Annotated in this window: 25 protein-coding genes, 6 tRNA genes and 1 pseudogene; 12 read left to right on the top strand and 20 right to left on the bottom strand. The window is 69.4% G+C overall.

What is annotated here, in order from left to right; all coding sequences use genetic code 11:
* Positions 1–109: 109 nt before the first annotated feature.
* Together AB0I60_RS26900 and AB0I60_RS26905 are read right to left on the bottom strand one after the other, a co-directional pair.
* Complete coding sequence (locus tag AB0I60_RS26900; RefSeq protein WP_360734198.1) at positions 110–646, bottom strand: hypothetical protein; 537 nt, start codon at positions 644–646, stop codon at positions 110–112.
* On the bottom strand, positions 613–777 hold the full coding sequence (locus AB0I60_RS26905) for a hypothetical protein (protein ID WP_360734201.1): 165 nt from the start codon (positions 775–777) through the stop codon (positions 613–615). Before AB0I60_RS26905 ends, AB0I60_RS26900 begins: the two co-directional genes overlap by 34 nt.
* Positions 778–1185: 408 nt before the next feature.
* Between AB0I60_RS26905 and AB0I60_RS26910 the strand changes: the two genes are divergently transcribed.
* Positions 1186–1593: a hypothetical protein gene (locus AB0I60_RS26910; RefSeq protein ID WP_360734202.1), complete on the top strand. Its 408-nt coding sequence runs from the start codon at positions 1186–1188 to the stop codon at positions 1591–1593.
* A 248-nt stretch (positions 1594–1841) separates the two neighbouring features.
* Here the strand turns inward: AB0I60_RS26910 and AB0I60_RS26915 are convergent, their stop codons facing one another.
* Complete coding sequence (locus AB0I60_RS26915) at positions 1842–1976, bottom strand: hypothetical protein (protein ID WP_360734205.1); 135 nt, start codon at positions 1974–1976, stop codon at positions 1842–1844.
* A gap of 129 nt (positions 1977–2105) precedes the next feature.
* Between AB0I60_RS26915 and AB0I60_RS26920 the strand changes: the two genes are divergently transcribed.
* Positions 2106–2894, top strand: coding sequence for a hypothetical protein (locus AB0I60_RS26920; RefSeq protein WP_360734208.1), 789 nt, complete (start codon positions 2106–2108; stop codon positions 2892–2894).
* Positions 2895–3151: 257 nt separating this feature from the next.
* Here AB0I60_RS26920 and AB0I60_RS26925 read toward each other — a convergent pair whose 3' ends face one another.
* Complete coding sequence (locus AB0I60_RS26925; protein WP_360734210.1) at positions 3152–4024, bottom strand: aldo/keto reductase family oxidoreductase; 873 nt, start codon at positions 4022–4024, stop codon at positions 3152–3154.
* Positions 4025–4164: 140 nt separating this feature from the next.
* On the opposite strand from AB0I60_RS26925, the gene AB0I60_RS26930 reads away from it, so the two are divergent.
* On the top strand, positions 4165–4608 hold the full coding sequence (locus AB0I60_RS26930; protein WP_360734213.1) for a helix-turn-helix domain-containing protein: 444 nt from the start codon (positions 4165–4167) through the stop codon (positions 4606–4608).
* Between the two features lie 184 nt (positions 4609–4792).
* Here AB0I60_RS26930 and AB0I60_RS26935 read toward each other — a convergent pair whose 3' ends face one another.
* Both AB0I60_RS26935 and AB0I60_RS26940 read right to left on the bottom strand, forming a co-directional pair.
* A complete protein-coding gene (locus AB0I60_RS26935; RefSeq protein WP_360734216.1) occupies positions 4793–5932 on the bottom strand; it encodes a glutamate--cysteine ligase in 1140 nt (379 codons plus the stop codon).
* Between the two features lie 485 nt (positions 5933–6417).
* Positions 6418–7629 (bottom strand): MFS transporter, encoded by a 1212-nt coding sequence (locus AB0I60_RS26940; protein ID WP_360734219.1) that lies wholly within the window; start codon positions 7627–7629, stop codon positions 6418–6420.
* Between the two features lie 107 nt (positions 7630–7736).
* Here AB0I60_RS26940 and AB0I60_RS26945 point away from each other — a divergent pair, with 107 nt between their 5' ends.
* The 4 genes from AB0I60_RS26945 to AB0I60_RS26960 all read left to right on the top strand — a co-directional run bounded on the left by AB0I60_RS26945 (position 7737) and on the right by AB0I60_RS26960 (position 11875).
* A complete protein-coding gene (locus AB0I60_RS26945) occupies positions 7737–8450 on the top strand; it encodes a helix-turn-helix transcriptional regulator (RefSeq protein WP_360734222.1) in 714 nt (237 codons plus the stop codon).
* Positions 8451–8874: 424 nt separating this feature from the next.
* Complete coding sequence (locus AB0I60_RS26950; RefSeq protein ID WP_360734225.1) at positions 8875–9294, top strand: VOC family protein; 420 nt, start codon at positions 8875–8877, stop codon at positions 9292–9294.
* A gap of 847 nt (positions 9295–10141) precedes the next feature.
* Positions 10142–10984: an alpha/beta hydrolase gene (locus AB0I60_RS26955; protein ID WP_360734537.1), complete on the top strand. Its 843-nt coding sequence runs from the start codon at positions 10142–10144 to the stop codon at positions 10982–10984.
* A gap of 9 nt (positions 10985–10993) precedes the next feature.
* On the top strand, positions 10994–11875 hold the full coding sequence (locus AB0I60_RS26960; protein ID WP_360734229.1) for a helix-turn-helix domain-containing protein: 882 nt from the start codon (positions 10994–10996) through the stop codon (positions 11873–11875).
* 74 nt (positions 11876–11949) lie between these two features.
* On the opposite strand, the gene AB0I60_RS26965 is transcribed toward AB0I60_RS26960, so the two are convergent.
* Positions 11950–12987 carry an NAD(P)-dependent alcohol dehydrogenase gene (locus AB0I60_RS26965; protein WP_360734231.1) on the bottom strand — a complete coding sequence of 346 codons (1038 nt, stop codon included), beginning with the start codon at positions 12985–12987 and terminating at the stop codon, positions 11950–11952.
* 96 nt (positions 12988–13083) lie between these two features.
* Here AB0I60_RS26965 and AB0I60_RS26970 point away from each other — a divergent pair, with 96 nt between their 5' ends.
* The 3 genes from AB0I60_RS26970 (at position 13084) to AB0I60_RS26980 (ending at position 15158) form a co-directional block, all read left to right on the top strand.
* Positions 13084–13671, top strand: coding sequence for a TetR family transcriptional regulator (locus AB0I60_RS26970; protein ID WP_360734233.1), 588 nt, complete (start codon positions 13084–13086; stop codon positions 13669–13671).
* 695 nt (positions 13672–14366) lie between these two features.
* On the top strand, positions 14367–14849 hold the full coding sequence (locus AB0I60_RS26975) for an MFS transporter (RefSeq protein WP_360734235.1): 483 nt from the start codon (positions 14367–14369) through the stop codon (positions 14847–14849).
* Between the two features lie 60 nt (positions 14850–14909).
* Positions 14910–15158, top strand: coding sequence for a hypothetical protein (locus tag AB0I60_RS26980; protein ID WP_360734238.1), 249 nt, complete (start codon positions 14910–14912; stop codon positions 15156–15158).
* A 669-nt stretch (positions 15159–15827) separates the two neighbouring features.
* Here AB0I60_RS26980 and AB0I60_RS26985 read toward each other — a convergent pair.
* Positions 15828–17642: a toll/interleukin-1 receptor domain-containing protein gene (locus tag AB0I60_RS26985; RefSeq protein WP_360734240.1), complete on the bottom strand. Its 1815-nt coding sequence runs from the start codon at positions 17640–17642 to the stop codon at positions 15828–15830.
* Positions 17643–18000: 358 nt separating this feature from the next.
* Positions 18001–18948, bottom strand: a complete 948-nt coding sequence (locus AB0I60_RS26990; protein WP_360734242.1) for an RNA-binding protein — start codon at positions 18946–18948, stop codon at positions 18001–18003.
* Positions 18949–19114: 166 nt separating this feature from the next.
* On the opposite strand from AB0I60_RS26990, the pseudogene AB0I60_RS26995 reads away from it, so the two are divergent.
* A pseudogene (locus AB0I60_RS26995) lies at positions 19115–19731 on the top strand (leucine zipper domain-containing protein); the annotation flags it as partial.
* Between the two features lie 324 nt (positions 19732–20055).
* Here AB0I60_RS26995 and AB0I60_RS27000 read toward each other — a convergent pair.
* The 11 genes from AB0I60_RS27000 to AB0I60_RS27050 form a co-directional block, all read right to left on the bottom strand.
* Positions 20056–20202, bottom strand: coding sequence for a hypothetical protein (locus tag AB0I60_RS27000; protein WP_360734245.1), 147 nt, complete (start codon positions 20200–20202; stop codon positions 20056–20058).
* 49 nt (positions 20203–20251) lie between these two features.
* Positions 20252–20698, bottom strand: coding sequence for a hypothetical protein (locus AB0I60_RS27005; protein WP_360734248.1), 447 nt, complete (start codon positions 20696–20698; stop codon positions 20252–20254).
* Between the two features lie 66 nt (positions 20699–20764).
* Positions 20765–22150, bottom strand: coding sequence for a caspase family protein (locus AB0I60_RS27010; protein ID WP_360734251.1), 1386 nt, complete (start codon positions 22148–22150; stop codon positions 20765–20767).
* A gap of 386 nt (positions 22151–22536) precedes the next feature.
* Positions 22537–22607 (bottom strand) — tRNA-Cys (locus tag AB0I60_RS27015).
* Between the two features lie 139 nt (positions 22608–22746).
* Positions 22747–22823 (bottom strand) — tRNA-His (locus AB0I60_RS27020).
* A 2-nt stretch (positions 22824–22825) separates the two neighbouring features.
* Positions 22826–22897 (bottom strand) — tRNA-Trp (locus tag AB0I60_RS27025).
* 67 nt (positions 22898–22964) lie between these two features.
* Positions 22965–23026 (bottom strand) — tRNA-Leu (locus AB0I60_RS27030).
* 152 nt (positions 23027–23178) lie between these two features.
* Positions 23179–23252 (bottom strand) — tRNA-Arg (locus AB0I60_RS27035).
* 117 nt (positions 23253–23369) lie between these two features.
* Positions 23370–23440: transfer RNA gene (locus AB0I60_RS27040), tRNA-Gly, on the bottom strand.
* Positions 23441–23954: 514 nt separating this feature from the next.
* On the bottom strand, positions 23955–24086 hold the full coding sequence (locus AB0I60_RS27045) for a hypothetical protein (RefSeq protein WP_360734254.1): 132 nt from the start codon (positions 24084–24086) through the stop codon (positions 23955–23957).
* A 265-nt stretch (positions 24087–24351) separates the two neighbouring features.
* A complete protein-coding gene (locus AB0I60_RS27050) occupies positions 24352–24486 on the bottom strand; it encodes a hypothetical protein (protein WP_360734552.1) in 135 nt (44 codons plus the stop codon).
* A 44-nt stretch (positions 24487–24530) separates the two neighbouring features.
* On the opposite strand from AB0I60_RS27050, the gene AB0I60_RS27055 reads away from it, so the two are divergent.
* Positions 24531–25115 carry an alpha/beta hydrolase gene (locus AB0I60_RS27055; protein WP_360734540.1) on the top strand — a complete coding sequence of 195 codons (585 nt, stop codon included), beginning with the start codon at positions 24531–24533 and terminating at the stop codon, positions 25113–25115.
* Positions 25116–25136: the final 21 nt, after the last annotated feature.

Below are 25136 nucleotides of genomic sequence, written 5' to 3' on the forward strand. Positions count from 1 at the left end.
GCTATCGACGGGCGGCAGACTTCAGCGGCGTCCCACCGCGTGCGGGCGGCGACCGGCGCGGGCAGTCGAGTGCGTCGTGACCGACAGGCCGATTCCACGGCGTCGAGACTCAAGCAGGCGTCGGGGAATCGGGAGGGCGTGACGAGGTGGTGATCAGCCGGCGGGCTCCGAGCCACCCGCTCCACATCATGTACAAACTTGCTGCGACGGCGGTCATCAGCCGCCCCCACCACCATTCGTCTTCCAGGTGGCTCGCTGTCGTCGGGCGAAACGCTCTGGTGGGATCGACCAGCAGTGTGAACCGCCCGCCCACTTCGGCCTGCGGAGACGGCTTGAAATAGGTTGTCGGGTACCCGCCCGCGCACTCCAGGTCGTGTTGGGTCGACGGTGTGGGAGGGTCCCCTGCCGGCGCGATGAACGGGCTCAGGGCCAGCACTGTGCACTCCACCGCGACGGCGTTGTCGAGCGTCAACCGCGCCCTGGTCGCGGAGGCCGGGGCCAGGGCCATGAACACCAACACGACGACGCCCAACAGGACCACGTCGACGTCGTGGCGTTCGTCGCTCATCGATCTCAGTTCCTTGATGGCGAGCCCAGCACCTGCCAGGACGATCAAGCCGCCCAGACCAGGGAGGTCCAACTCCACCAGCCCAACCCGCCCAGGAAGTACAGCAACACCGAACCGACCGCCACGCCGACGATCAACGGGGGCAACACCACTGTCAGGAGCACGATCCGCAACACCCGGAGGGCCAGGAACCATCCTGTCGTCGCCACGGTCCTCATGATTGCGCAACCGCGGGGGCAGGGGAACAGCGCTGGGAGGACGTCGGAGGCCGGTTGTCGCCCGGTCCGTTGTCGAATCCACCTCGGGACGAACTCGACGTCCTCTCAGGTTCGCGCTGAACAGGACGACGGTGCGGCAGACGGCGATCATGTCGGCGAGCACCAGCCGGTGCGGGTTGATCCGCGTGGACAGCGTTCCGGAGGCCGGCATCGAAGGCACTTCCAGCGCAGCGCGTCCGCGCCGCCTCCCGCAAGACTTCCCGAGCGTGCCGGGCGGGCGCATCTCCGGGCAACCCTGGGTGATCACCCTGATGCCCGAACCCCTCCCCCGCCCTACATTGCCAATACCCGGGCCATACCCGGTCCGGCGATTTCGGGGGAAATCACGGGGGCCGAACCATGAAGACCACACGCCGCTGGGCGACGACCGCAGCCGCCTTGTACGTACTGTGGGGCCTGCTGCACGTGGGCCTGGGCTTGTCGATGGTGATCAGCACGCTCGCCGAAGGCCCGCCCACGACCGAACTGACTGCGGAGAGCCTGATGTTCTTCCTCTGCGCGGCTCTGCTGGGCGCACAGGCGGTTTTCGTAGCGCTGACGATGACCCGGACGAACAATCGCCTGGGCTACTGGCTCAACACCGCGGTCCTGGGCGTGGTCGACGTGGCGTTTCTCCTGGTGCTGGTGCTGCCAGGCCACGTGGACCTGGTGGGCGGCATCTCAGGCCCGGTGCTCTGGCTGGTGGCCACCGCCTGCGCCACAGCCGCCCGCAATCACGAAACCCGGCCCGCCCCGACCGCCCACTAGGCACCCACCGCAGCGACGACGCGTCGCCCAGCAGGCAGAACCCCGGGTTCGAGCCTGGAGGGCGCGGGCTCGAACCCCGTCACGTCAGGCGTCGCCAGATCGGTCGGTCCGTCACCGAGGGCGGCTGGACCTGGAATCAATCGAGCGCAACGGCTGGACCAGCTCGGCAGCGGAGGGCGGATGGAGTGGGCGGTCCTCGACTGGCCGACGACGTGCGCGGTGATTCCCGTGCCAGTACGGAGATCAGATCACCCGCTCGGTCCGGTGCCGCCCCGGTGACCAGCCTTCGCCGGCGAACTCGGCAGGCGCGCGCCGGAGAGCCGGAACTTGATCTGCTCCAGCTCCCAGTACCGCATGTCGAACAGGTCGCCGTCTTGGCGCAATCACGTGGACGTCGACGTAAACTGGGAGATCGACAGCGGAGAGGTGCGCAACCGCCAGGCTGACGTGGCGTGCCGGGTCACCGGGCCCGACCGGTGAGCTGACGCGATCGTGACTGGGCAAGAGGTGACGTGACGGGCAACAGCGAGGAAGTCGTCCCTGGCCTGGCACATGGTGCTCGCAGGTTCGCGGGCACCATGTTCGCGGCCTTCTACGGCGAGTTCACGCCGCACCCGTGGCGCTCTCCAGACACCGACCGTGACGCGTACCTGGTGTTCTACGAGCGGTCGATCGCGATGGGGTGGCTGCGCGACGACGGCCCGGCGGGGCTGTGGGGGATGAACGACGCCGGCCAGGAGCACCCGTTGGCCGACGCTTCGCTCGGCGCGTGGTTTCAGGTGGAGGCCGAATCGGTGCCGGGTGATCGGCCGTTGCCGGTGCAACCGTTCCTGCGATGCGCCGGTGACGCGGTAGCGCGGCTGGGCAGCCTGGCATTGGACGCGGTCCAGGTTCTTCTGCCTGTCCAGTGCCTCGACACGACGTCGCGACCGGAGATCCTCCGGTCGCCGACGCTGCTCACCACGGCCTGGTTCGCCGACAGCGACCCGACTGCACGCACCTCGGTCCGCGTGACGCTGGCCGGCGGTCGGTCCCCCGCCGTGCTGTCGATCGCGTCCTGGCTGGCCGAGCTGGACCAGGTCGTGTTCGCGTGCGAGTCGCACACGACCGACCAGGCCGACATCAAGCCTCCGTTCGAAGACAGCTTCTGGAACGGCCCACCCCGACATTCGGTCACGTTGCACGGCACCCTCGCCGAGTGGTCACCGGAGACCATCGGATGGCTCGCCGGCCTCCTGGCCGATCTGAGCGCCCGACAGGGCGTCGCCTCCCCGCTGCTGCTCACCGCGAGCCGGGTGTAGCACACCCACGCCGAACCCGTGACCGCGCGACACCACGGGCGGCCGGAACGCGACGATGAGCGGAACCAGGTGCGTTCGCCGGCAACCGTGAGTTCAGCGGAAGCAAGAACTCGCGCAGACGGCGGCGTGGGACCTCGACAACGAGGCGGGCCCAGGTTCCAGTGATCGTGGGGTTGTGACGCTGTGTGACTTCTGGGGAGAGCTGCGCCTGTCCTTCACCATGGCTGAACGATCCGCATCGTCATGATGACGTGAAATCAGCGGCCGATCTTGTCGAGTTCGGCGAGGTCCTCGTCGGAGAGTGGGATTCCCGCGCCTGTGACGTTCTCGCGCAGGTGTGTCACCGAGGAGGTGCCGGGGATCGGCAGGATGTTCGGCGACCGGTGCAGCAGCCAGGCCAGGGCGACGGCCATCGGTGTCGCGTCCAGCCTGGTGGCCACGGCCGTGAGGGCAGAGGACTGTAGCGGGGTGAAGCCGCCGAGCGGGAAGAAGGGCACGTAGGCGATGCCCTGCTCGGCGAGTTCGTCGATGAGTTCGTCGTCGTGGCGGTGGGCGAGGTTGTACCTGTTCTGCACGCACACGATCGGTGCGATCGACCGTGCCTCGGCGACCTGTTCCGGCGTCGCGTTGCTCACGCCGAGGTGCCGGATCAGGCCCTGCCGCCGGAGGTCGACGAGTGTCTCGAACGCCTCGGCGAGCGAGCCGGTCACGGGGCCCTGGGCGTCGCCGAGGCGGAGGTTGACCACGTCCAGCGTCCGGAGGCCGAGGTTGTCCAGGTTCTCCTGGACGGTGCGGCGCAGGTCGTCGGGCTTGCGGGCCGGGGGCCAGCCGCCCTGCTCGTCGCGGGTCGCGCCGACCTTGGTCACGATGTGCAGCGAGTCGGGGTAGGGGTGCAGCGCCTCGCGGATCAGCCGGTTGGTGAGGTGCGGGCCGTAGGCGTCGGCGGTGTCGATGTGGGTGATGCCGAGGTCGACGGCCTCGCGCAGGACGGCGAGGGCGCCGTCGTGATCGGCGGGCGGCCCCATGACCCCGGGGCCGGCGAGCTGCATGGCGCCGTAGCCGAACCGGGTGACGGTCAGGTCGCCCAGGGTCCAGGTGCCGCCGGGAAGTGGAGCGGGAAGCGTGCTCATGCTGCTGCGCTGCCTTTCGGGTCAGAACAGGTACTGATGCCTGATGGCTTCCTGCGCCATCCTTGGCATGTAGCTCTCGGTGGGGAAGTAGGCACTTCGGAGTGCGTAAGGCACCCGGAGGGGTGGGAGGAGTGGTTCCGATGGCGACGATGACGGCGGCCCAGCGGAGGGCGCAGGCCAAGGTGCAGTACGACGCGTTCGTGGCGGCGTGCCCCAGTCGGCGGTTGCTCGACCGGATCTCGGACAAGTGGGTCACGCTGGTCCTGGCCGCGCTCGGCAACGGCAGCCCGCACCAGGCAGGCACCGACTGCGCCGGCGAGCCCCGGGCGATGCGCTACTCGGAACTGGCCCGCCTCCTGGCCGGGGTCAGCCAGAAGATGCTCACCCAGACGCTGCGCGCCCTGGAACGCGACGGCCTGGTGACCCGCACCGTGACACCGACCGTGCCCGTCACGGTCACCTACGAACTCACCGATCTCGGCCTGTCGCTGTACGACACGGTGCGCGGCCTCAAAAGCTGGGCCCAGACGCACATGGACGACGTGCTCGCCCACCGCGAGACCTACGACAGCCGCATCGACTGAAACCTCAGAGGGCAAAACATGACCGGTCACCCGTTACGGGCATCGGCTCGGATCCGATCGCTGACGCGATCCCGACCTGCGAAGCTCTTCGCGGCCAAGGCGCGGATCAGACGGCGATCTCCTGACGGACCGATGCGGAGCCGGGTCGGCGAGAACGACCGGACAACCGCCGTGCCGAGGGCGTTCAGGCCGAGTACCGGCTTCCCTGCGTCGCTTTGAAACGGGTCTGGGTCGTGATGGTGAGGTGGTCGACCACGTCGGCGAGCCGGCGATGACGGCGGTGGACGGAGCGTTGGCGGTCCGCTCCCCCGCCGTGTTCGCGCAGCCGCTGCCATGCCTGCTCGATGAAGTGGTGGTCGTCGTATCGTTCGGCGGCCGTCCGTGTGTGGGAGACGAGGTCTGCCACCAGGGATTGGACGGGGACGAGGCGCTCGGTGCGCGGGTCGGTGACGTGGCCGGTGAGGCCGTCGCGAGCGGCACGCCAGCAGGCCGCGCGCAGTACCTCCTGCCCGGGAGTCGGGTCGGGTTCGCCGGCGGCGATGGCATCCAACGCGGTGTCGGTCAGGGCACGCACGAGCGCGGTGCAGAGCTGCGCTTCCTCTGTTGTGGTCGCGGCGTCGGCGACGCGGACCTCCAGCGTCGGCACGTGGTGGGAGGGCCGCACGTCCCAGTAGACGCCACCGGAGTCCATGATCGCCCCGGTCTCGCGCAGCCGGCCCACGAGGTCGTCGTAGTGCCCGGGAGAGCGGAAGTACGGCGGCGCTCCGGCGGCCGGCCAGCGTGCCCACGTCATCGCGCGCCAGCTCGCGTAGCCGGTGTCACGGCCGGCCCAGTAGGGCGAGTTCGCCGCGAGCGCGACCAGCGCCGGCAGCCACGGTCGCAGGTGGTTGCTCACCCGCAGCGCCTGCGCCCGGTCGGCCAGTCCCACGTGCACGTGGCAGGCGCACACGGACTGCTCGTCGTCCAACGCCCGGAAGTGGTCCGAACTCGCGGTGTAGCGCGACCCGTCGGTGACCGGCGGCGGCGTCACCTCACCCAGTACCGGGGAGCCGGAGGACACCACCCGCAACCCCTGTTCCGCTGCCGCGTGCGCCACGGTCGTCCGCAGCTCGTCGATCTGTTCGCCGAGTTCGCCGACGCGATCGTGCGGATCGGTCCTCGTCTCGACCTGGAACCGGGTGAACTCGGAACCGACCCGTCCACCCAACACGTCGGCGGCGCGCTCCGCGATACGGGGACCGTCCGGGCGCACTGCCCGGCTCACAGGGTCGACGACCAGGTACTCCTCCTCCACCCCGACGGTCAGTCGGCCGCCTCTCACCATGAACCTGATCCTCCAGGTGCAGGAGCTGCACGGCCAGTCCCGATCAGGTGATCCACGCGTTGCAACCGCCCATCGCAGCGGGATCGGCGGCGCGTCTTCGGAGGTTCCGAATGCCCGCTCCGGGCACTCGGCGAACTCCGCGCAGTACTGCGCCTTCACGCGACGGCGACGATCACCGTGCCTGGGTGCGGCCGGTAAGCACAGAAGGAGAACTCGCTGCCGTCTGGGTTCGTCCGGTCGCCACAGCTGAACCATTCGCCGCCGTCGAGATCGTCCTCGACCGCCCACCCAGGCACAGCGGACCACGCCCAGACCGGTCAACGCGTCGGCACCCACCATCAACTCGTGAGCGGGTCGCTCCCACGGAAGCCGGAGTGGTCATCGCCTGCGGCGAGCAATACCGGGCCGGTCTGCGCGTGGGCGGCCGAGTGGCACGGCATCACGCGACGGTATTCGCCCCGGAGACCGCCCCCGATCGAGATCGATCAATGAGTGGCGGGTGAGCGCTCTCGGGTTCGATCGGCCCATCGGGTCAGCGCTGGGACGGGGACGACAGCGGTCAGGAACAGTGCCGCCACCAGCAGCCATCCCACGGGGCCCAGGCCGGCGATCGCCAGGGTGAACACTGCCGGCCCCACCATCTGCACGACCGCCGTGGTCGCTTCGCTTGCGCCCTGGTAGGCGCCTTTGGCCCCGTCGTCCATGAGGTGCACCGACAAGCCCCACCGCGCCGCGACGTAGCCCAGTTCGCCGAGCAGGTGCAGCACGGCAACGATGATCACCACTACGACGGCTCCCGCCCCCGCACCGCCGGACGTCGTGGCCAACAGCAGGCAGCTCGCGGCGAGCACGACGCCGGAGACCACGGCCGTTCTCGCCGCTTGGCGTGCCGTGCGTGCGAACCGGGAGAACGGCACCTGGAGCAAGGCGATGCCCACCGAGCTGATCACGACCACGATCCCGCCCAGCCCCAGCGGTAGGTGCGTCCAGCCGGACAGCCACAGGGGCAGCCCGGTCGACAGCATGGCCCAGCACAGCGAGAGCACCGCCGTGACCCCGGTGATGCACAGGTAGGGCCGGTCGGCCAGAACCGTCCTGATCGTGGACTGTCGCTGCGATCGTGTCGTGGTGGCGGGCGCGGGGACCAGCAGCGTCGTTGCCGCCAGCACGAGGAAGCTCACCGCGTTGCCGACGATGGCGAGTGCGTACGCCCACCGGGTGTCCGCAGTGAGCACCAGCGCGCCCACTGCCGCGCCGGCGGCGTACCCGGCGTGCTGCGCCACCCGTTGCCAGGCCAGCACGCGCACCCGCTGATCCGGCTCGGTGACCAGTCCGGCGACCAGCGCGGTCCGCACCGCTGTTCCGCCCGTGGCCAAGGCGGTGAAGGGCACCGTCACGGCCAGGAACGACCACGTGTTGTCCACCGCGAGGTAGCCGACCATCGCTCCGGCGCGTACCAGCGTGAGCGTGGCCAGCACCAGCCGTGCGTCCATCCGGTCCGAGAGCGCTCCGAGCGGCACTGCGGCGACCATGCCCACGGCACCGGCCACGGCCATCCCCACCCCGACGGTGATCGGAGCCAACTCCACGACCCGGGTGAGGTAGAGGGCCCAGATCGTGAACCACAGGCCGTCTCCGAGCGCGGAGACTCCACGGCCCCACAGCATGACCCGGAGCCCCGCCGTCGCCTCATCCATTCATCCACCCTTCAGCAGCTCCTGAACGGTAGATGCCGCGGTCGACGGAGCGCAACAACCATTCAGGACTTCGTGATCGGTGATAGGCTCGCGGTGGAGGGCTGATCATGAGCGGGCCGGGCGACCGAGGCGAGATCGTGCAGAGCGCGATCACCGGACTGGCGCGGGAACTCTCGGATCCCGTCCGGCTGACCACGCTGCAGATCCTGGCCACCGAGGGGCCGCACACGATGGTGCAGCTGGCCGACATGCTGCGCGTTCCGGCTCCCCGGTTGGGCAACCACCTGGCCCGACTGCGAGCCGCCGGGCTGGTGACCGTCGAGCACGTCGGCCGGCACGCCCTCTACCGCATCGGCGCTTCCGACGTCGTGGACGTCCTCACCGCCCTCGCGCGCTACGCCGGCAGCAACGCCCTGCTCCCGCCCGACCGCGCCGAACCAAACGGGGCGGTCGCCCGCACGTGCTACGACCACGCGGCCGGACGACTCGGCGTGCGGATCTTCGCCATGCTCGTCGACCGGGGCGCACTGCAACCGCCCGACGGCTCCGGACCCGACCTGGCACTGGGCGACGACCTGTCGGCGTACCACGACCTCGGTGTCGACCCGACCGCGATCGACCCGGGACGCCGACGGTTCGCCCTGGCGTGCCTCGACCGCGCCCAGCGCCTTCCCCACGTGGGTGGGAGTCTCGGTCAACAGATACTGCACGCACTTCTCGCCCGTGACTGGGTCCGGCGGGGCTCCGGGCCTCGCGACCTCGTTGTCACCCCCGACGGGCGGCAGCACCTGAGCCGCCTCCTGCCCGCCTTCCTCGACTGATCGGCTCCGGGCGGAACTGCAGGGGCGACCCGGTCATCACGCGAGGAGACGGGCGAGGTGCTCGACTCCGGACCGGTTTGTCACAGGTAGGCCAGCTCTACTGAGGATCCGGACATGCCTCAGGCCGGTACGTGCAGCTCGCCGTGGTCGGCGATCCAGGCCACGCGGTGGTCGGTAGAGGCGACCAGGTAGCGCCGAGTGCGCTCGACGAGTCCGTGGTCGAGTCCGCCGCCCGGTTCGGCCTCAGCACTGGCGTTCTGGAGTCGATGGAGGACATCACGGCTCCGCAGTCGCTACGGCCGTTGAACCTCTTGTTCCGTGCTGCGACCCGCTTGCATGACGCCTTAAATGAGGTGGAACGCCGCGCGTGTAGTGGAATGCTGTGCCCGCAGTACTACCAACCGTGACCGCCGGAAGGACCCGAATGACCAGTCGTCTGGAGTGGATCACCGTCGACGCCCGCGACCCGCGCTCGCTTGCCGAGTTCTGGTGCGGCGTATTGGGCTACGTCGTTTACGGGGAGCGCGGCGACGCCGTGGAGATCGGCCCGGACCCGGAGCAGCCCGACGAGGAGCGCCTCGCCGAATTGCGCGACCGGCCGACCGTGCCGAGCCTGACGTTCGTCCGCGTGGACGACGCCAAGACGGGCAAGAACCGGCTGCACTTCGAGATCACACCCATCGACGGCGACCAGGACGCGGAACTGGCACGGCTGCTCGATCTGGGCGCGACCAAGACGGACGTCGGCCAGGGCGACGGCCGCTCCTGGGTCGTGCTGGCGGACCCGGAGGGCAACGAGTTCTGCCTCGCCCGCAGCCTCGCGCCGGGCATCTTCGAGATCTGACAACGGCCTGTCGGAGGCGTTCCACCTGTCGATCCAGTGTGGACCGACCAGCCGGGACGCGTGACTGACGGGTTGCGTCGCTCCACCCTTCCCCTGTCGCCAACCCCTATGTCCTGCGGCCTCCATTCGAGGTTTGCTCCCGGCACCCGCAACAGGCAACCCGCTCCCCGTCCAAGTCCAGGTCGGCCCTAGGTCATTCTGCGGACGACCGGGTTCTCGCCCAACCCTGGGACCTCCTCGACCAGTCGCGTATGCACCGCCAGCAGGAACTTCGAGACGTTCTCCAGGAACTCTCCTCGCGCCACCCAGACTTCCCCGGAATTCTTCCGTGAAGTCGAATGCTGCATCCTCTCCGCGAGAGATCCGATCGACCGCTCCACGAAGTGATAGCGCCAGATCCACGAGCGTCACGGACCTTCTCTTCGAGACGATTTCCACGTCGTTCACGACCATCTCGACGTCGACCCCGAAGTACTTATAGCGAAGGTCGACCTCCGAGATGGTCGCGGTCCCTAGCCGCGTGACATCATCCCAGGTCGCACGCCACGGGGAAGAGGACTCCGGAAGGTTGAAGGAAAGGTGGATCATCTCACTCCTCGCAGGAATGTTGCCCGCCTGCCACAGGAGGGCGTCAACGACCTTGCCCTCGTCCACGATAACGTGGTTGACGGTCAGATCTCCACTTCCATTCTTTCCGACCAGCCTGCACATAGTAGCTGTGCTGCCCACCAGAAGGCGTCTTTCGACCGCTCGCTGGAACCGGGCACGCGGCGAGAGTCCCGCGACGTCGGTCGCACGACGACATTCGTCCAATCCTGGCGGTTGGGTGACCGTGCATCCTCCTCGCATGAGCGAGAACGGTGTCGGGCACGCGCAGGGGATACACGTGGTGCAGGACGGTCCACGGCAGGCACCGCCGCTGGTGCTCATCCACGGATCGGGAGCCTCGGGTGCCTCGTGGAGCCCGGTGGTCCCGGTCCTTGCCGAGCACCACCACGTCGTCCGGGTCGACCTCCCGGGCTGTGGCCAATCCCCGCCTTCACCGTCGTACGACGTGCCCACGCAGGCCAGCAAGGTGGCGGCGGTGCTCGACGGCCTTGGCCTCGGTGATGTCACCGTCGTCGGGCACTCCAGTGGCGGCTACGTCGCCACCGCCCTCGCCGAACAGCGCCCCGACCTGGTGCGCTCGATCGCGCTGATCAGCTGCGGTCCGCATCCCGACGCGCTGCTCCCCCAGCCGTTGATCCTGCGGGTCCTGCTGGGCCCGCCGTTCGGACCGCTGATCTGGCCGAGGCGTTCGGACGCGATGATCCGCAGGGGCATCCGGGCAACGGCCGCTCGCACGGTGGACGTACCCGATGACGTGGTCGCCGATCTCAAGCACACCTCTTATCGCACGTTCAGAACGATTCTGCGCTGCAACACCGAGTACATCGCCGAGCGCAGCGTGCCCGATCGTCTGGCCGCCCTCACCGTCCCGGTGCTGGTGATCTTCGGTACCGCCGACCCGCGCTGGGACCCGTCGTCGGTGCGCCGGTACGAGTCGGTGCCCCACGCTCGGATCGAACTGCTGTCCGGCGTTGGGCACCTCCCCGCGTTCGAGGTGCCCGAGGCGACCAGCGAACTGCTGCTGAGCTGGACCTCGCGGCAACGGACACCGAGCGCCCCGCCCGTGGTCCCCGATCCCTAGACTGGTGGTGTGCTGTCGACCGGAACACCGCCGGACTGGGCATCGGTGGACATCGCGGTCCCGCGCCCGTCGGATCGGCTGCCGGGAATTGGCATGGCCGGGTTCCGCCAGAGCCTCCGCTCTCCCGTGGACATCGCCATGGTCGCGCACCCGTCCGTCACCGTGCTCATCGACCTGAGCGAGGGAGCAGGTGTCGTCTGCGAGAGCCGTGGCCGGCGCGAGCGCGGCAGCGTCGTCATCGGGCTCGTGCCCGGTGATCTGCGGGCAGGTGGCTGCGTGGGCGAATGCCTCCAGATCCGGCTGGAGCCGGACGTGGCGGCCACGGTGCTCGACGCAGCACCCGATCTCAGCGGGACGCTGGCACCCCTGGCGGACGTCTGGGGTCGCGATGCCGGGCGGATCGAGGACCGGTTGCGCACCGCCACGTCGTGGGACGAGCGGTTCACGATCGCGGCCGAGGTCGTGGGTCAACGGCTACGGGCTCGCAGGCCAGTCGAACCGGAAGTCGCCCACGCCTGGCGGCGGACGCTCACGAGCCGAGGGCAGGTACAGGTCGACAGCTTGGCAGGTGAGGTCGGGTGGGACCGCAAACGCCTGTGGTCGCGCTTCCGGTCCCGGCTCGGAATCAGTCCCAAGCGCGCCATTCGGTTGGTGCGGTTCGACCATGCCGCCCGTCTCCTCTCGACTGGGCACACCGCTGCCGGTGTCGCCGCCGAGTGCGGCTACGTCGACCAGTCGCACCTCCACCGCGAGGTCAAGGCGTTCACCGGGCTGACGCCCTCGGCCGTGGCCGTCGCGCCGTGGCTCGCCATCGACGACGTCGCGTGGCCCACTTCGTCACCAACCCACCATCCCGCGACAGCCGGCCACCACATTCCCCGGCGTCGTTGAGGGACCACGACCCGTCCGCTTCTGTCGAGGTGAGTCCCTTGGACGCGGGCGGGCCCTCTGGGTCGTCGGGGGTGCTACGGCAGGTCTGACATGTCCAGTACGAAGCGGTAGCGGACATCGTTGCGCTCCAGGCGGTCGAAGGCGTCGTTGACGCGTGCGGACGGGAGGAGTTCGATGTCGGCGGTGATGTTGTGCCGGGCGCAGAATTCGAGCATGGCGGCAGTCGCGGGACGGCCGCCGCTGCCGGCGGAGCTGAGCTTCTTGCGTCCGATCAACAGATCGGTGGCTTGCACGGTGATCGTGCCGAGGTGTCCGACGTGGCTGAGGGTTCCGTCCAGGGCGACCAGTTTGAGGTAGGGGCCGACGTCGTGCGGGACGGCGATGGTGTCGATGACGACGTCGAACCGTTCGCGGGCCGCGGCCATCCGGCGTTGGTCGGTGGAGACGATCACGTCGTGGCCGCCCAGCCGGCGGGCGTCGTCGGCTTTGCCGGCCGACCGGGTGATGACCGTGGTGTCGGCCCCGAGTGCGACGGCGAATTTGACCGCGAGGTGTCCGAGGCCGCCGAGCCCGGCTACGGCGACCTGGGTGCCCGGCCCGACGCCGAGGGCTCGCAGTGGTTCCCAGACGGTGATTCCCGCGCATAGCAGAGGAGCGGCGGACGCGGGATCGAGTCCGGCGGGGAGCGGGTAGGCGAACTGTTCGCGGACGACGTACTCGCGGGAGTAGCCCCCCAATGTGGTGGTTCCGTCGTGGCGGTCGGTGCCGGCGTAGGTCAGGGTGGGCAACTCGTGACAGAAGTTCTCCTGTCCCGCCCGGCACATCGCGCACCCGCCGCACGAGTCGACGATGTTGCCCACGGCGACCGGGTCACCGAGGGCGAATCGGGTGACCTCGGCCCCGACGTCGGTCACCACGCCCGTGAACTCGTGCCCCGGCACCAACGGTGCGTCGCCGGCACGGGTGCGGACGGCGTGGAGATCGCTGTGGCAGACGCCGCAGTAGTCCACGCGCACGGCGACGTCGTCGGCCCGCAGTTCTCGGCGATCGAGCGCCGTCCGCCGCAACCCGGTCCCGGAGCGGTCGGCTTGCCAACCCACGGTGGTCCTCATGTGCACCTCATAGCAAACAGACTGTTCTGTCTGCTTGGAGGCTAGTCGAACCCCACCCATCCGGCAAACCGACTGGTCTGTTGCTACCCTCGCCGTGTGCCTGACAAGCCCTTGACCTCGCGTGGCGCTGCCACGCGGCAGCGCATCCTCGATGTGGCGACGCAGGAGTTCGCCGAACACGGGATAGCCGGGGCGCGCGTCGAACGCATCGTGGCGGCGGCACGCACCAACAAGGCTCAGCTCTACGGCTACTTCGGCAGCAAGGACGGACTGTTCGACGCCATCTTCGTCGGCTCCTTGGAGCGGATCACGACCGTCGTGCCGATCGACACCGCCGACCTCGCCGACTGGGCCGTCCGCCTCTACGACGAGTACCTCCGCCGCCCCGACCTCATCCGGCTGGCCACCTGGACACGCCTGGAACGACGCCCGACCGGTCACCTCGTCGACGACGCCGACCGCCTCGACGACGCCAAACTGCGCGCCATCACCGACGCGCAAGCCGCCGGCCTCCTCCGGCCCGGAGATCCGTTCGACCTGATGGCCATGGTCATTGCGATGTCCATGGCATGGTCACCGGTCAGCAACGTCTACGCCGCCAGCGATCAGGAACCCCCCGAGCTGCACGAGCGACGCCGAGCCCTGCTCCGCGACAGCGTCCAGCGCGTCGTCGCACCGCACTGAGCGGCACACCTCGACGCCAACACGCGCTCACCCGCGACTGGTTTGGTACTGCCGGTGCGGGGTGACCGTGGTGGGTCACGGATCTGTCGAGCCTTGACGACGTCGTGCTGCGCCTTGCCGCTTCTGCCCATCTGGGCCGCTACACCGGGAGCTACCGGTCGACGGCAAAGGCGGCAAGGGGCCCCTCGTATCCCCTGCCACATTCGGTCGACAAGGCGATCGCACGCGCTGTCGACAGCAGGGCAACCGGGCCGATCCTGGTCCACCGACGCCGTCTGCGGATGGACCGCCACACCATGCGCTCGCCAGGTTGTTCCGTGACCGCGCCGAACAGGCGACAGTGGCGCCATGGGGAGACGGTGGATTCGTTCGTCACGAGGTCCGATGAGTCGGGGCGTCGTTGCGCCGGTTGCCGGGGTACGGCCGGTTCTGGGCCGCGTCGACCGTGTCGGCCTTCGGCACGCCGGTCACCGCGTTCGCCCTGCAGATCCTCGCGTTGAAGACGTTGCACGCCAGTACCGCCCAGCTCGGTCTGCTGAACGCGGCGCGCTGGGCGCCGTACCTGGCGGTCGGTCTGGTTGCCGGGGTTCTGGTCGATCGGTATCGACGCAAGCCGGTCCTGGTGGCGACGGATCTGGGTCGGGCCGCGCTGCTGTGCGTGCTCCCGGTGCTGGCGTTTCGCGGACCTGTTGACCATGGCGACGCTCGTCGTGGTCGTCTTCGCCTTCGGGGTGCTGTCGTTGCTGTTCGACGCGGCCAACCAGTCGTTCCTGCCCCGGCTCGTGCCCCGGACGTCGCTCACCGCCGCCAACGCCCGATTGGAGCAGTCCGATGCCGCCGCCCAGACCACCGGCCCGGTGCCGGCCGGTTGGCTGATCAAGGTGGTCGGTGCGCCGGTGGCGATCCTGTTCGACGCGGTCTCCTACCTGGTCTCCGGCCTGCTGCTGGCGTCGGTCCCGGTCGCCGGACCGGCACCCCGCCGCCCCGAACGGCGGCCGGTCTGGACGGAACTGCGCGAGGGCCTGGCCTACGTGTACCGGCATCGGACGCTGGCCCCCGCGGCGTTGTCGGGCCACCTGTGGTTCCTGGCCAACAGCATGCTCGGCACCGTCTACCTCGCCTACGGCCTGCGAGAACTCCGGCTGGGGGAATTTCGGCTGGGAGTAATTATTTTTTAGTGACCCTGGCCAGCGCGGTGCTCGGTGGGGCGTTCGCGGAGCGTGAGCTACCGGCAATCGGTGACCCCCGACCGCCTGCAAGGCCGGGTGAACACCACGATCCGCTCACTCAACCGCGGCATGATCGTGGTCGGTGCGCCGCTGGGCGGAATCCTCGCCGACACCGCCGGCTACCGCACCGCGTTGTGGACCGGTATCGCCGGACTGGTCGGCGCGGCGCTCATCCTGGGCTCCTCCCCGTTCCGGCACGCCCGGGTCCACACCGCCTCGATGGACACGGAACACTCGACGGAAAACGATCACCGGTAGCACGGTGCCGCCGTCACGGAGCCCGGAAACCCTCGGACCCGAGACAGAACCGACTACCGACAGCGCGAAGGTCCGCTCATGCCGTTGACGGTGAGGGGTACGACGTCCGCCTGTGTCAATGATCAGACGGTGGACCAGAGAAACCGCATATCCTGCGTGGGTGATCGAAATCGGTTCACGGGCGCGTGTACTGCCTCCGCCGCCGCATGTTGTCTGGCAGTCGCTCGCGCAACCCCGCCGGCCAGGATCACGACCGTGGCTCGACCTGCTCCCCGACGAGGTCGCCCCCCGAATTCTGGACGCGGAGAAACCAGGCCGGGTCGTGTGGTCATCGCTGTGGCGGAGCCGGCCCCACGACCAGGTGCACTTCACGCTCACGGACGCCGGGAACGCGGGAACCCTCCTGAGATTCACCCTGCTCACTCCCACCGAACTCCCGGACCCGAGCAAGACCGGACACCTTCGGCGGCGGCTCAACCACCTGCTGTTCGCCGATCTCCGCCGCTCTTACGGGCAGTAGGCAAGCCCTCCGCCGAACGTCAGCTCCCACCGCGAGCCACCCGTTCGGAACGTCGGCCCGTGCCGAGATGCGAGCGGTCGTGACGCGGTACAGACGTCGTCGGTGGGCGATGGGTTGGTCAGTGTCGTGGGAAGGCGGGTTCCCGCCGGTCAGGGCTGGGTCACAAAGAAGTAGCCGGTCGCGAGCACCAACGACATGAGTGGCACCGAGAAGGCGTACCAGGGTGGTGTCACGGGCGGTGACGCCGGCCGCACCTTCTGCCCTTCCTCGGGTGGCAGCCACAGTGACAGCAGCACCTTCGTCGAGCCGAACAGACTCGCCACGACGACGAGGGCGAGGACGATCCGGTTGACCGGCGGGATGTGCGGGAGGGCCGGTGCCAGCACCAGCCAGGCGATGAACAGCAGTAATACCAACACCGACCTGATCGACCACCCGCCTGCGGTGATCGTGCGGTCCGCCGTCCGGCGGATCAGGTTGACCACGGCGGCGGCGAGCAGTGCGGTCACCAGCACGACCGGAACCGCCCGCGCGAAGTCCCCGGCGAGGAGGAGTCCCAGCGGTGGCGCTGCGGCCAAGCCGATCAGCACCTGGCCGAAGACCAGGTAGTTGGTGATGTAGCGGGGCGCGCGGAAGGAGTCGACGCCCATCGGCACGGTGACCACGCCTCGCTCGCCCTGCTCGCCGGTGACCACCGCGCGCAGGAACTCGTACAGCCCCTCGGGTTGCTGCTCGCGGAAGTCGAGCCACTGATAGCGGCGCAGGACCGTCCGGTCTTCCAGGGAGGGCAGGCTGGTCGTCAGCACGAACACGACCCGATCGCCGAAGACCTCGTTCGCGTAGCGGATCGCCTGGGCCGGAGTCCGAGTGCTCACCACGATGAACACCCAACGTGGATCCACCTCGTCCTTGGCGAATCCGGCGGCCTCGCACGTTCCGGCGATCACGTTGGCGAAGGGCTTGTCCCCGGGATGGCTCCACACCCGGTAGGTGGCGGCGGAACCGACGCCGGTGACCTGCTTCAGAGCGTCGATCCTGGGCCGGTACACGGCCCACATGTGCGCGAACCGGCGCATGCGAAACCTGCCCGTGCGGTGACCTTTGAAGCGAGCGCGGATGTGGTCGTCGCCGCGACCGGTCGGCATCTCCAGGTGGATGACGCGCGAGCGTGACACCAACACGAACGCGAACAGGGCAACAGCCCCCGCAGCCAGGTAGAGCCACGCCGAGTCCGTCCGCGCGTCCGGCCCGGCCGCCTCGCGATAAGATCCGTTGCCCACTATCAGCGTTCCGACGAGGGACAGCATCAGGCTGAGACCCGTCCGCGCGAACGCCTCCCGTAACGACGACGGTGACGCGGTGCGTCGAAACAGGCGCACCATGACGGCAACAAGCCCGGCCCCGACCAGGACGTTCGCCAACGCCGTGGCCAGACCGATCCGCTCGAAACCGGCATGTACCGGCCGGTAGACCACGCTGAGGTCCCAGCCCAGGGTGGCGCCCACTCCCGCGATGACCGTGCAGAACAGCAGCGACAACCACAGCAGGGCCACCTGCGGTGACAGCGGGAATCGGCGGCGGGAACCGGGCGCGGCGCGGCCCAGGAGGACCTCGACCATCCTGCGCGCCTCGGTGAAGAACCTACCGCGCAGGTCGTGCACCAGCGCGAGTTCCGAGGGCAGCTCGGTGTCGCGGACCAGCGCCACGTGCACCGGGGTGCCGTTGGCCAGCGCGCGCTTCCACTCCTGCGTCACCCACTCCGACGCCATCGCTGCGGGTGACGCGACGACCACGACCACGTCGGCCTGGTCGATCGCGGTGTCGATCGCGCTCGACCAGTCGGTGCCCGGCACCAGGTGCTCGACATCCAACCAGGTCTCGACCTCACCGGAAGCGGCGAGGACCGAGGCCAGCGCCTCGGCAGCGTAGAAGTCCCGTCGTGAGTAGCTCACGAAGACGTTCATCACGCCGCCAATCCTGCTCTCCCACTGCCCCCGGCGGGTCCCGAATCCGCACAGTCGTCGACGAGAATCACTGCCGTGCCTTCACGACACGCGACGGCCGGCATCGACCGGATGACTACGCCCAGTCCGGCCACATGGCGTGCTGGCACACCATCCGCTGACCGCGCTGAGCAGCGCGGACCGGTCCGATCTCCTCCCGGGAGGACCGGCCCACGCCCGTGCGGCAGATCAACCGGCACCCCTCATGCCGCGAGCAGCGTGTGGTGAACGCACGCTTCTGCCGACGACAGGACGCCCAGGTGTTGTGGGCCGTAGGCTCACGATGAGCCGGGTGCGCCACCGGCTCGTCTACCGCGGTTCAGATCTGCCAGCGAGCGCGGACGATTCCGTCGTCGTCCGGTTGCACTGCCACGAGCAGTGGGTTGTGGTCGTCTGTGGTGTGCGGCAGGAGGATGGCCGCTCGGACGCCTGCCAACGCCTCGGTCAGGCCCGCCCGGTCATCGCCGTCGGCCTGGAAGCTGCGGATGTGGCCGTCCGCGTGTTCCACGACGGCCCGGCCGGTGAAGTCCGGTGACATCGTGCGCAGCACTGCCGGGACATCGGCCGACAGGTCCGGCCACACGGACAGGAGGGCGCGCGGACCGAGGTCGGGCACCGTGGCGTCGGCTGTGAGTCGAAGCCAACGGGAGCGGTTGCCGACGAACTGCTCCTCCAACAGCACGCTGCCGTGCCGTGCCGCGAGTGCCGCCACCTCGGCCCAGAACGCCGCGTCCGCCGGACGCGACTCGTAGGGCCCGTCGCCATCCGGGTCGTAGGGCGAGCCGTCCAGCGGCTCGACGAACAAACCGCTCGCGGCGGTCAGTGCGACCGCACGTCCGCACGGTTGCGCGCTTCCGATGTACATGTACTGGTCGTAGCCGACATGGACGAAGAACCGGTCCTCGGATTCCAGTCGGCACCACGCGCCGTTGTCACGCAGCATGGCGCGCACCAGTTCACGACCGACGTCCAGGGTGATCCGCGCGCCGTCGTGGTAGCCGGTGAGGTCGGGTGGGAACAGCCCGTGCAACCCGTGGCCGTCGATGGGCGGCTCTACTCCGAAGTGGACGAACCCGCTGACCGCGGGGTCGCGGATGGTCAGCCGGGTCACGCCGATGTCCTCGGCGAACGCCGTCACGGCGGCGAGGTAGGCGGCCTCCACCGGACCGTGGTCGCTCGACACGTCCTCGGACCCTCGGTACGCGCCCCGGTCATCGCGATCGGCGGGATCGTACTTGGTGATCCGGTAGACGTGCGGTGCGCTCATGATCGACTGGGTCGCCCTTCGGAAGCGTGGGTGATCGATTCGAGCACGCTAGCTGTTGCGGGTCATGACGTTGGTGACACCTGGCCGGGGCTGAGACGAGGGGACGGGTCTTTCGGCGGCAGGATGGAAGTGCGACCAACACATCCGCCGAGAGAAAGACCCGTCCGTGCTCCACCGTAACGCCCCGCTGTCCGTCGAAGGCCGCCACCGCCTGGTCCGGCGCTGTAGGACCCGCCCGATCGCCCACGTCGCGGCGGAGACGGGCATCTCCCGGCAGTGCGCCTCGAAGTGGGTCAACCGCCATCGCCGTTTCGGCGAGGCCGGTCCGGCCGACCGCGCCAGTGCTCCGCATCGGCAGCCCACCGCCACCCGCGCCGAGGTGGTGGCCCGGATCGAGCGGCTGCGTCGTGACCGCAAGTGGTCAGCCCGCCGCATCGCCCTGCAACTCGCCGCCGAGGGCACGCCCGTCTCGGTGCGCCGGTCGGCCGGCACCTGGCCCACCTGGGCCTGAACCGGCGCCGTTTCCTCGACCCGACCGGGCAGGACAACCGCGCGCCGCGGCGGATCACCGCCCGGTGACCCGGCCACATGGTCCACCCGGACGTGAAGAAGGTCGGCGTGATCCCCGACGGCGGCGGGTGGCGCGTCCACGGCAAGGGCAGCGACCAGGCGAAACAGGCCGAACGCACCAGGGCGGCCGGTGCCCGCAGGGGCTACACCCACCTGCACTCCGCGATCGACGGCTTCTCCCGCCTGGCCTACACCGAGGCCCTGCCTGACGAGAGCACGAAGAACGGACTCCTGTTCATCGACTTCGAGACGTGCTGTCGTGGACCCGTCGAGTTCGACGTGGCCCACTTGCCGGAGGAGGTCGGCGCGCGCTATCCGGGCATCGACCACGTCCTGCTCGCGGAGTGCCGGCGGCTCGTGCTCGCGCTGGTCGCCGCTTGGCGTTGGGACGTCCGCGACGACTTCCCGGACGGGCGTCGGCACGGCCGGAACATCCTGTCCCTGCTACGCAAGGGTCCGCCGTGGCCTGCGCTCGGCGCTCTCGCCCTCGGCTAGCGACATCCACGAAATCCAGTACGAGGGCGGCTGGCGGGACCGTCACGTCGTGGGTCGGGCGGTCCAGAAGCGCCTGGCCACTCGCATCCCTCCGAACGCGACCAGCGCGGTCTCGGCTCCGATGGCGAGGGTCAGGAAGGACATCCCGGACGCCACCGGGACGACCACACCCACCGTCGTGGCCAGCACGCCGTGTATCCGCAGTTCGCGTGTGCGCGCCGTTTCACGTCTTCTTTCGTCATTCGGCGAGAGGTAACGCCGCGTCGTCCGTGTGCCCCGCCGGGAGGTGGGTGTCGCGTCGCCACACCCAGGCGTCCGGGCGCCGCCAGTCACCGGTGTGTGACGCGCCGGCCAAGAACTCGCCGTCCGGGCTGAAGGCGACCGCGTACATGTTCGTGGAGAGGAGCTGGGCGACGTCGCCCGTCGAAGCGTCGACCAAGCAGAGCCCGTCGCTGTGTTGGCTTGCCACTGTCTTGAGGTCCGGGCTGAACTGCAACAGCCCGTATTTGTACCGCTCGTAGGGCGCCCTCCGCTCGACCCGCCAGCGCGGGGTCTGCCACAGCGTGATCCACGTACCGGTGGCCGTCGCGACGCGACGTCCGTCAGCGCTCACCGCCACGGCCTGCACGTCGGGCACGGACACGCTGCCCAGGCAGTTCCAGCTGGAAGCGTCCCACAGCGACACTTCGTCATCCCAGGAGACGGCGAGCGCCCGGGGGCTCCGCGTGCTGAATGCGAGCGTCCTGAAGGGTCAGGATCTGGTCCCGCGACCGGCCGGTAGGCGGGACCAACCATTCGCCACAGCGCCGCACCGCTCTCGGCCGTCACGGCCAAGTAGGCCCCGTCGTGGCTGAAGCTCAATTCCTCCACCCGGTCCGCAACCTCGACGTCGCCGACCTCGGCCCACGAGGAGGTCGACCGGACGATGACGCGCTGGGCCACCACAGTGGCGAACAGGCGGCCGTCCGGGCTGAAGGCGCTCACGCCGGACGTGTCGAAGTCCTGGACCTTCTGCCATGTCGCGGTGTTCCAGATGGAGCTGCCGGAGGCGAGCAGCCGGCGCCGTCTCCGGCGGCCCGAGGTCGGCCGGTGGCCGGGTCGGCTGGGAGTCCGGTAGGGCCGGCGGGGCGGGGTCGGGCGTGGGCGGGGTGCGCTCCGGTACCGCCGGTGAGGCGTCGCTGAGCGGTTCGTGGGACGAGGTCAGGACTTCGCGGGCAACCTTCGCCAGGTCGGGGTTGGTGCCGGAGGCGAGCAACCGCATCGCCACCGCAGCCGCGTGGTCGCCCGCAGCGGCGCGCGCGCCGAGTTCCCGTGCGCCTAATCGCCGCAACGCCGGGTCCGCGCTGCGCAGCAGCCTGCGCAACTCGTCGGGCACCCCACCGGGCAGCGACGCACCCGCGTGGGCGATCCGCAGTTCCCCGCTGATGGTGCCGCTGCTGGTGGGCGTCTGGTCCGGGCTCTCCCGACGCACGCGCTCGTAGACGTACCCGTAGAGTTCCCGGGCGGTGATCTCGCCGTCGCCGTCCAGGGCTGCGTCCCCGGTGCGCAGCCCGTCCACCACTGCCTTGGTGAACACCGAAGGTTCCGGATCGCCGTCCCGCCGGCCGCCCGGTTCGAACGCGTACTGGATGTGGGTCGCGGCCGTCATCACCACGCACCCGCTGCCGCCCGCCCCGCCGTCCAACTGGTCGACGACGTCGACGTTCCCCGCCGCTCTGGGCAGCATCCCGCTGGGGAACGCGCCGCCGTAGCAGCAGTCCAGCAGCACCACCACCTGGCGCGCGCGGCTGTGGTTGACCAGGTCCCGGACGAACCGCGCGTCGAGGGCGCTCGACCCCAGCAGCCCGGCCCGCGTGTCCCGGACGGGGAAGAACAGCCGCCCGGTGCGGTCCTTCACGCCGTGGCCGGACAGGTACAGCAGCAGGAAGTCGTCCCAGCCGGCGTTGGTGAACACGCTCTCCAATCGGGTTCGCAGCAGCTCGACCGGGCGGTTGACCAGCACCTCGGTGGTGAACTCGCCGATCGAGGGGTCGCTGAGCACGCGATCCAGCTCGACGGCGTCGTGCTCGGGCGAAGCCAAGGCACTGAAGGCCGGGTCGGCGTAGGTGTCGGTTGCGATGAGCAAGGCAGTGCGCATCTACCCGGAGAACTCCTCGTGTCACAGCACCGGCGGTCCAGGGAGCGGCCCGAGGTTGTCCGACGTGCACGACGGACCTCGAATCATGAGTCCGCCTCGCCTTGACCGACCGGCACGCTCCCGATCGATACTATCCACCGAGCAGGTTCCACCCCACCCCGATTCACCGATCCCCGAGCACCACTGCGACTGCTCGCCGACATCGCACATGGGGGCTGGTCAAGGCGTCGTTGATCCGCTGCGTCGTTGCGGCGTGTCGTTGAACGCGACGCTTGCACTGGCTGTCGTACCGGTCGGATGGGTGCGGTGATCACCTCTGGGCTTGGCGACGCGGCGGCCGAGGTGCCAGAGGGCGTGCAACTCCACTGCGGAGCAGACCGGTGACGAGACCCACCCGGGAGTCGAACCCGGAATCGACGGCTTTGCAGGCCGCCTCACGACCGTCGTGACGCGGGCCGAGGGGATCGACCGCCCGTGGTGAGAGGGCGTCGCTCCGGTCGCGCGTCCTGGTGTCGGACCAGGCACACCGGAGATATGAGCTCCGGTCGACCACCGGGTCACGCGCGTTCGCCACACCGGGCGGGTGTGGCGGTGGGTGGGGTGACCGACCGGACTCGCACCGGCTTCGACCAGAATCACAATCTGGTGCCTCGTCTTCTTCGGCTTCGGTCACAGTCGTCCACGCCAGGAGTCGAACCTGGGACCTTCCGCGTGGGGCGGACGCTCTGCCTGCTGAGCTACGGGACGTCACCACCACTCGCAGCGGGGCGGTGGTCGGTGTGCGTGCGAGGGCTCTAACCTGGTCCTTCTGCGGAGAATGCAGGATTCGAACCTGGACCGGACGCGTTCTGAGCGCGTTGCCTCTACCGTTGGGCCATATGGGCCGGCCGCCACGCGGACGCGGTCGGTGGCGGGTCGTGGTGCGAGTTCCCCGGGAGTCGAACCCGGTCCCTCGCTACGAGACAGGTGCCCCGGCCGCTGGACCGCGTGGGCACGTCACCTCACTGTCCTGAGTGGACAGCAAGTTGCGCCCCTACCAGGACTCGAACCTGGGACCTCCGCGTTCGTAGCGCGGCGCTCTATCCGACTGAGCCACAGGGGCAGGGTCTTGCAACGCAGCCGATCCGGGTATCGATCCCGGTCCTCCGCAGTGAGGGTGCGGTGACCTGGCCAGCAGTCGCATCGGCCTTGGCGAACCTTCGCCGCGGGGTTCGCGCAGAGCGGTCGGCGGGCATCGAACCCGCTGCTTCGGTTTGGAAGACCGACGTGTCCCGAGTTCACCACGACCGCACAACCCGCCCTCTCCGCCATCGTGATGGCGAAGACGGGCGGAAGCATCCCCGGCAGAAGTCGAACCCGAGCAGGCCGGCGTAGGTCGCCGCTGCTGTGGCCGCTGCACGCCAGGGGCTTGGTGGTGGAGACCGACCGGCAACGCCCTGACGGGCACCCGATCTACGGTCGGGGTGGGCGGCACCGCCCGTCTCCACCGTGGGAGCCGCACGTCCCCGGGCAACCCCGGGACGGCATTTCCCGGCGCCCCGCCCAGGACCGTGTGACGGTCGGCGAAGCGCTGAAATTCATGTCTGCTCCGCTGTGGAATTGTCAACGACCGCGCCGATCCCATACAGGAATGGACGGCATCCAGCAGTGGCGGAAGGAGTCGAACCCTCGGGTAACAGTTTTGGAGGCCGTTCCGCTTCCCAAGCTCGCCACCGGGAAAGGTGTTTCGGGTGTGTTGAACGAGAAGAGCCGCCCGGATCGGTTTCCCGATGGGCGGCTCCCTGCCGGTACGACCTGGTTCAGGTCAGGGCGGGGAGTCCGCGCCGGTCAGCGCCCACTCACACCGGTTCGAAGCGGCATGGCACCACTCGAAGGACGGGCACAGGGCGGCGATCGCGGCGCTGTGGTGCAGGCGCTGCGACTCTCGCTTCCGCATGTCCGTCATGGTCCCTACCCTTCCTTCGTGGTGTGTCATGAGTGTGCACTGATCTGGAGGCGCATCGCAACGCATTTCTTCTTGCAGAGACAGGGAGCACCTTCACGTGCGTTGTTCCGGCCATGTCCACCGCAAGCGAGCACGGCGGTTTCGGCACGCTGGAGTTCTGGCGTACCGCGTGGTGCAGGTAGGGCGGTCGCTTCCGAGCGGGCGACGGGCACCGGGTTCGGAAAGAACCCGGTGCCCGTCGTTTTCGGAGGGTGGGTCAGTCGCGGCGGGCCGGGCGGAGGAGGAGGGCGGCACAGCCCAGCACGGCCAGGGCACCCAGGCCGACGAGCGGGAGGACCGGGGTGCTGTCCTCGGCCGCCGCCATCTGGGCGTAGCCGTACCCGCCCGCCATGCCGTCGGTCGCGTAGTCCGAGCCCTTACCCCGTTCCGCTCACCCTGCCCGGGCAGGGCGACGGGTCCACCTCCGCGACGCTCGACGACCAGGTGGCGGCCGTGCTCGCCGCCGTGGACGCGGCACCCGGCAAGCCCGTGGTGGTCGGGCACTCGGCCGCCTGCACCCTGGCCTGGCTCGCCGCGGACGCGCGACCTGACAAGATCGCCCGGCTGGTGCTCATCGGCGGCTTCCCGACCGCCGACGGCAAGCCCTACGCGGACTTCTTCGCACTGCGCGACGGCGCCATGCCCTTCCCCGCCTGGGAACCGTTCGCAGGACCCGACTCGGCCGACCTCGACGAGCAAACCAAACACGCCTTCGCCACCGCCGCGATCCCGGTTCCCGAAGGCGTGACCGGCGGCACCGTGCGACTGACCGACGAGCGACGCTTCCAAGTCCCGGTCACCCTCGTGTGCCCCGAGTTCACCCCGACCCAGGCGCAGGCGTGGATCGACGCCGGTGACGCACCCGAACTCGCACGGGTCGAACACCTCGACCTCATCGACCTCGACTCCGGCCACTGGCCCATGCACATCAAGCCCGCCGAACTCGCCCGACTGCTCGCCGCGGCGGCCGGCACAGCCTGACCTGGTGCCCGGCCCGCCGCA

This window comes from Actinosynnema sp. NPDC050436 (assembly GCF_040655415.1).
Taxonomy (GTDB): Bacteria; Actinomycetota; Actinomycetes; order Mycobacteriales; family Pseudonocardiaceae; genus Actinosynnema.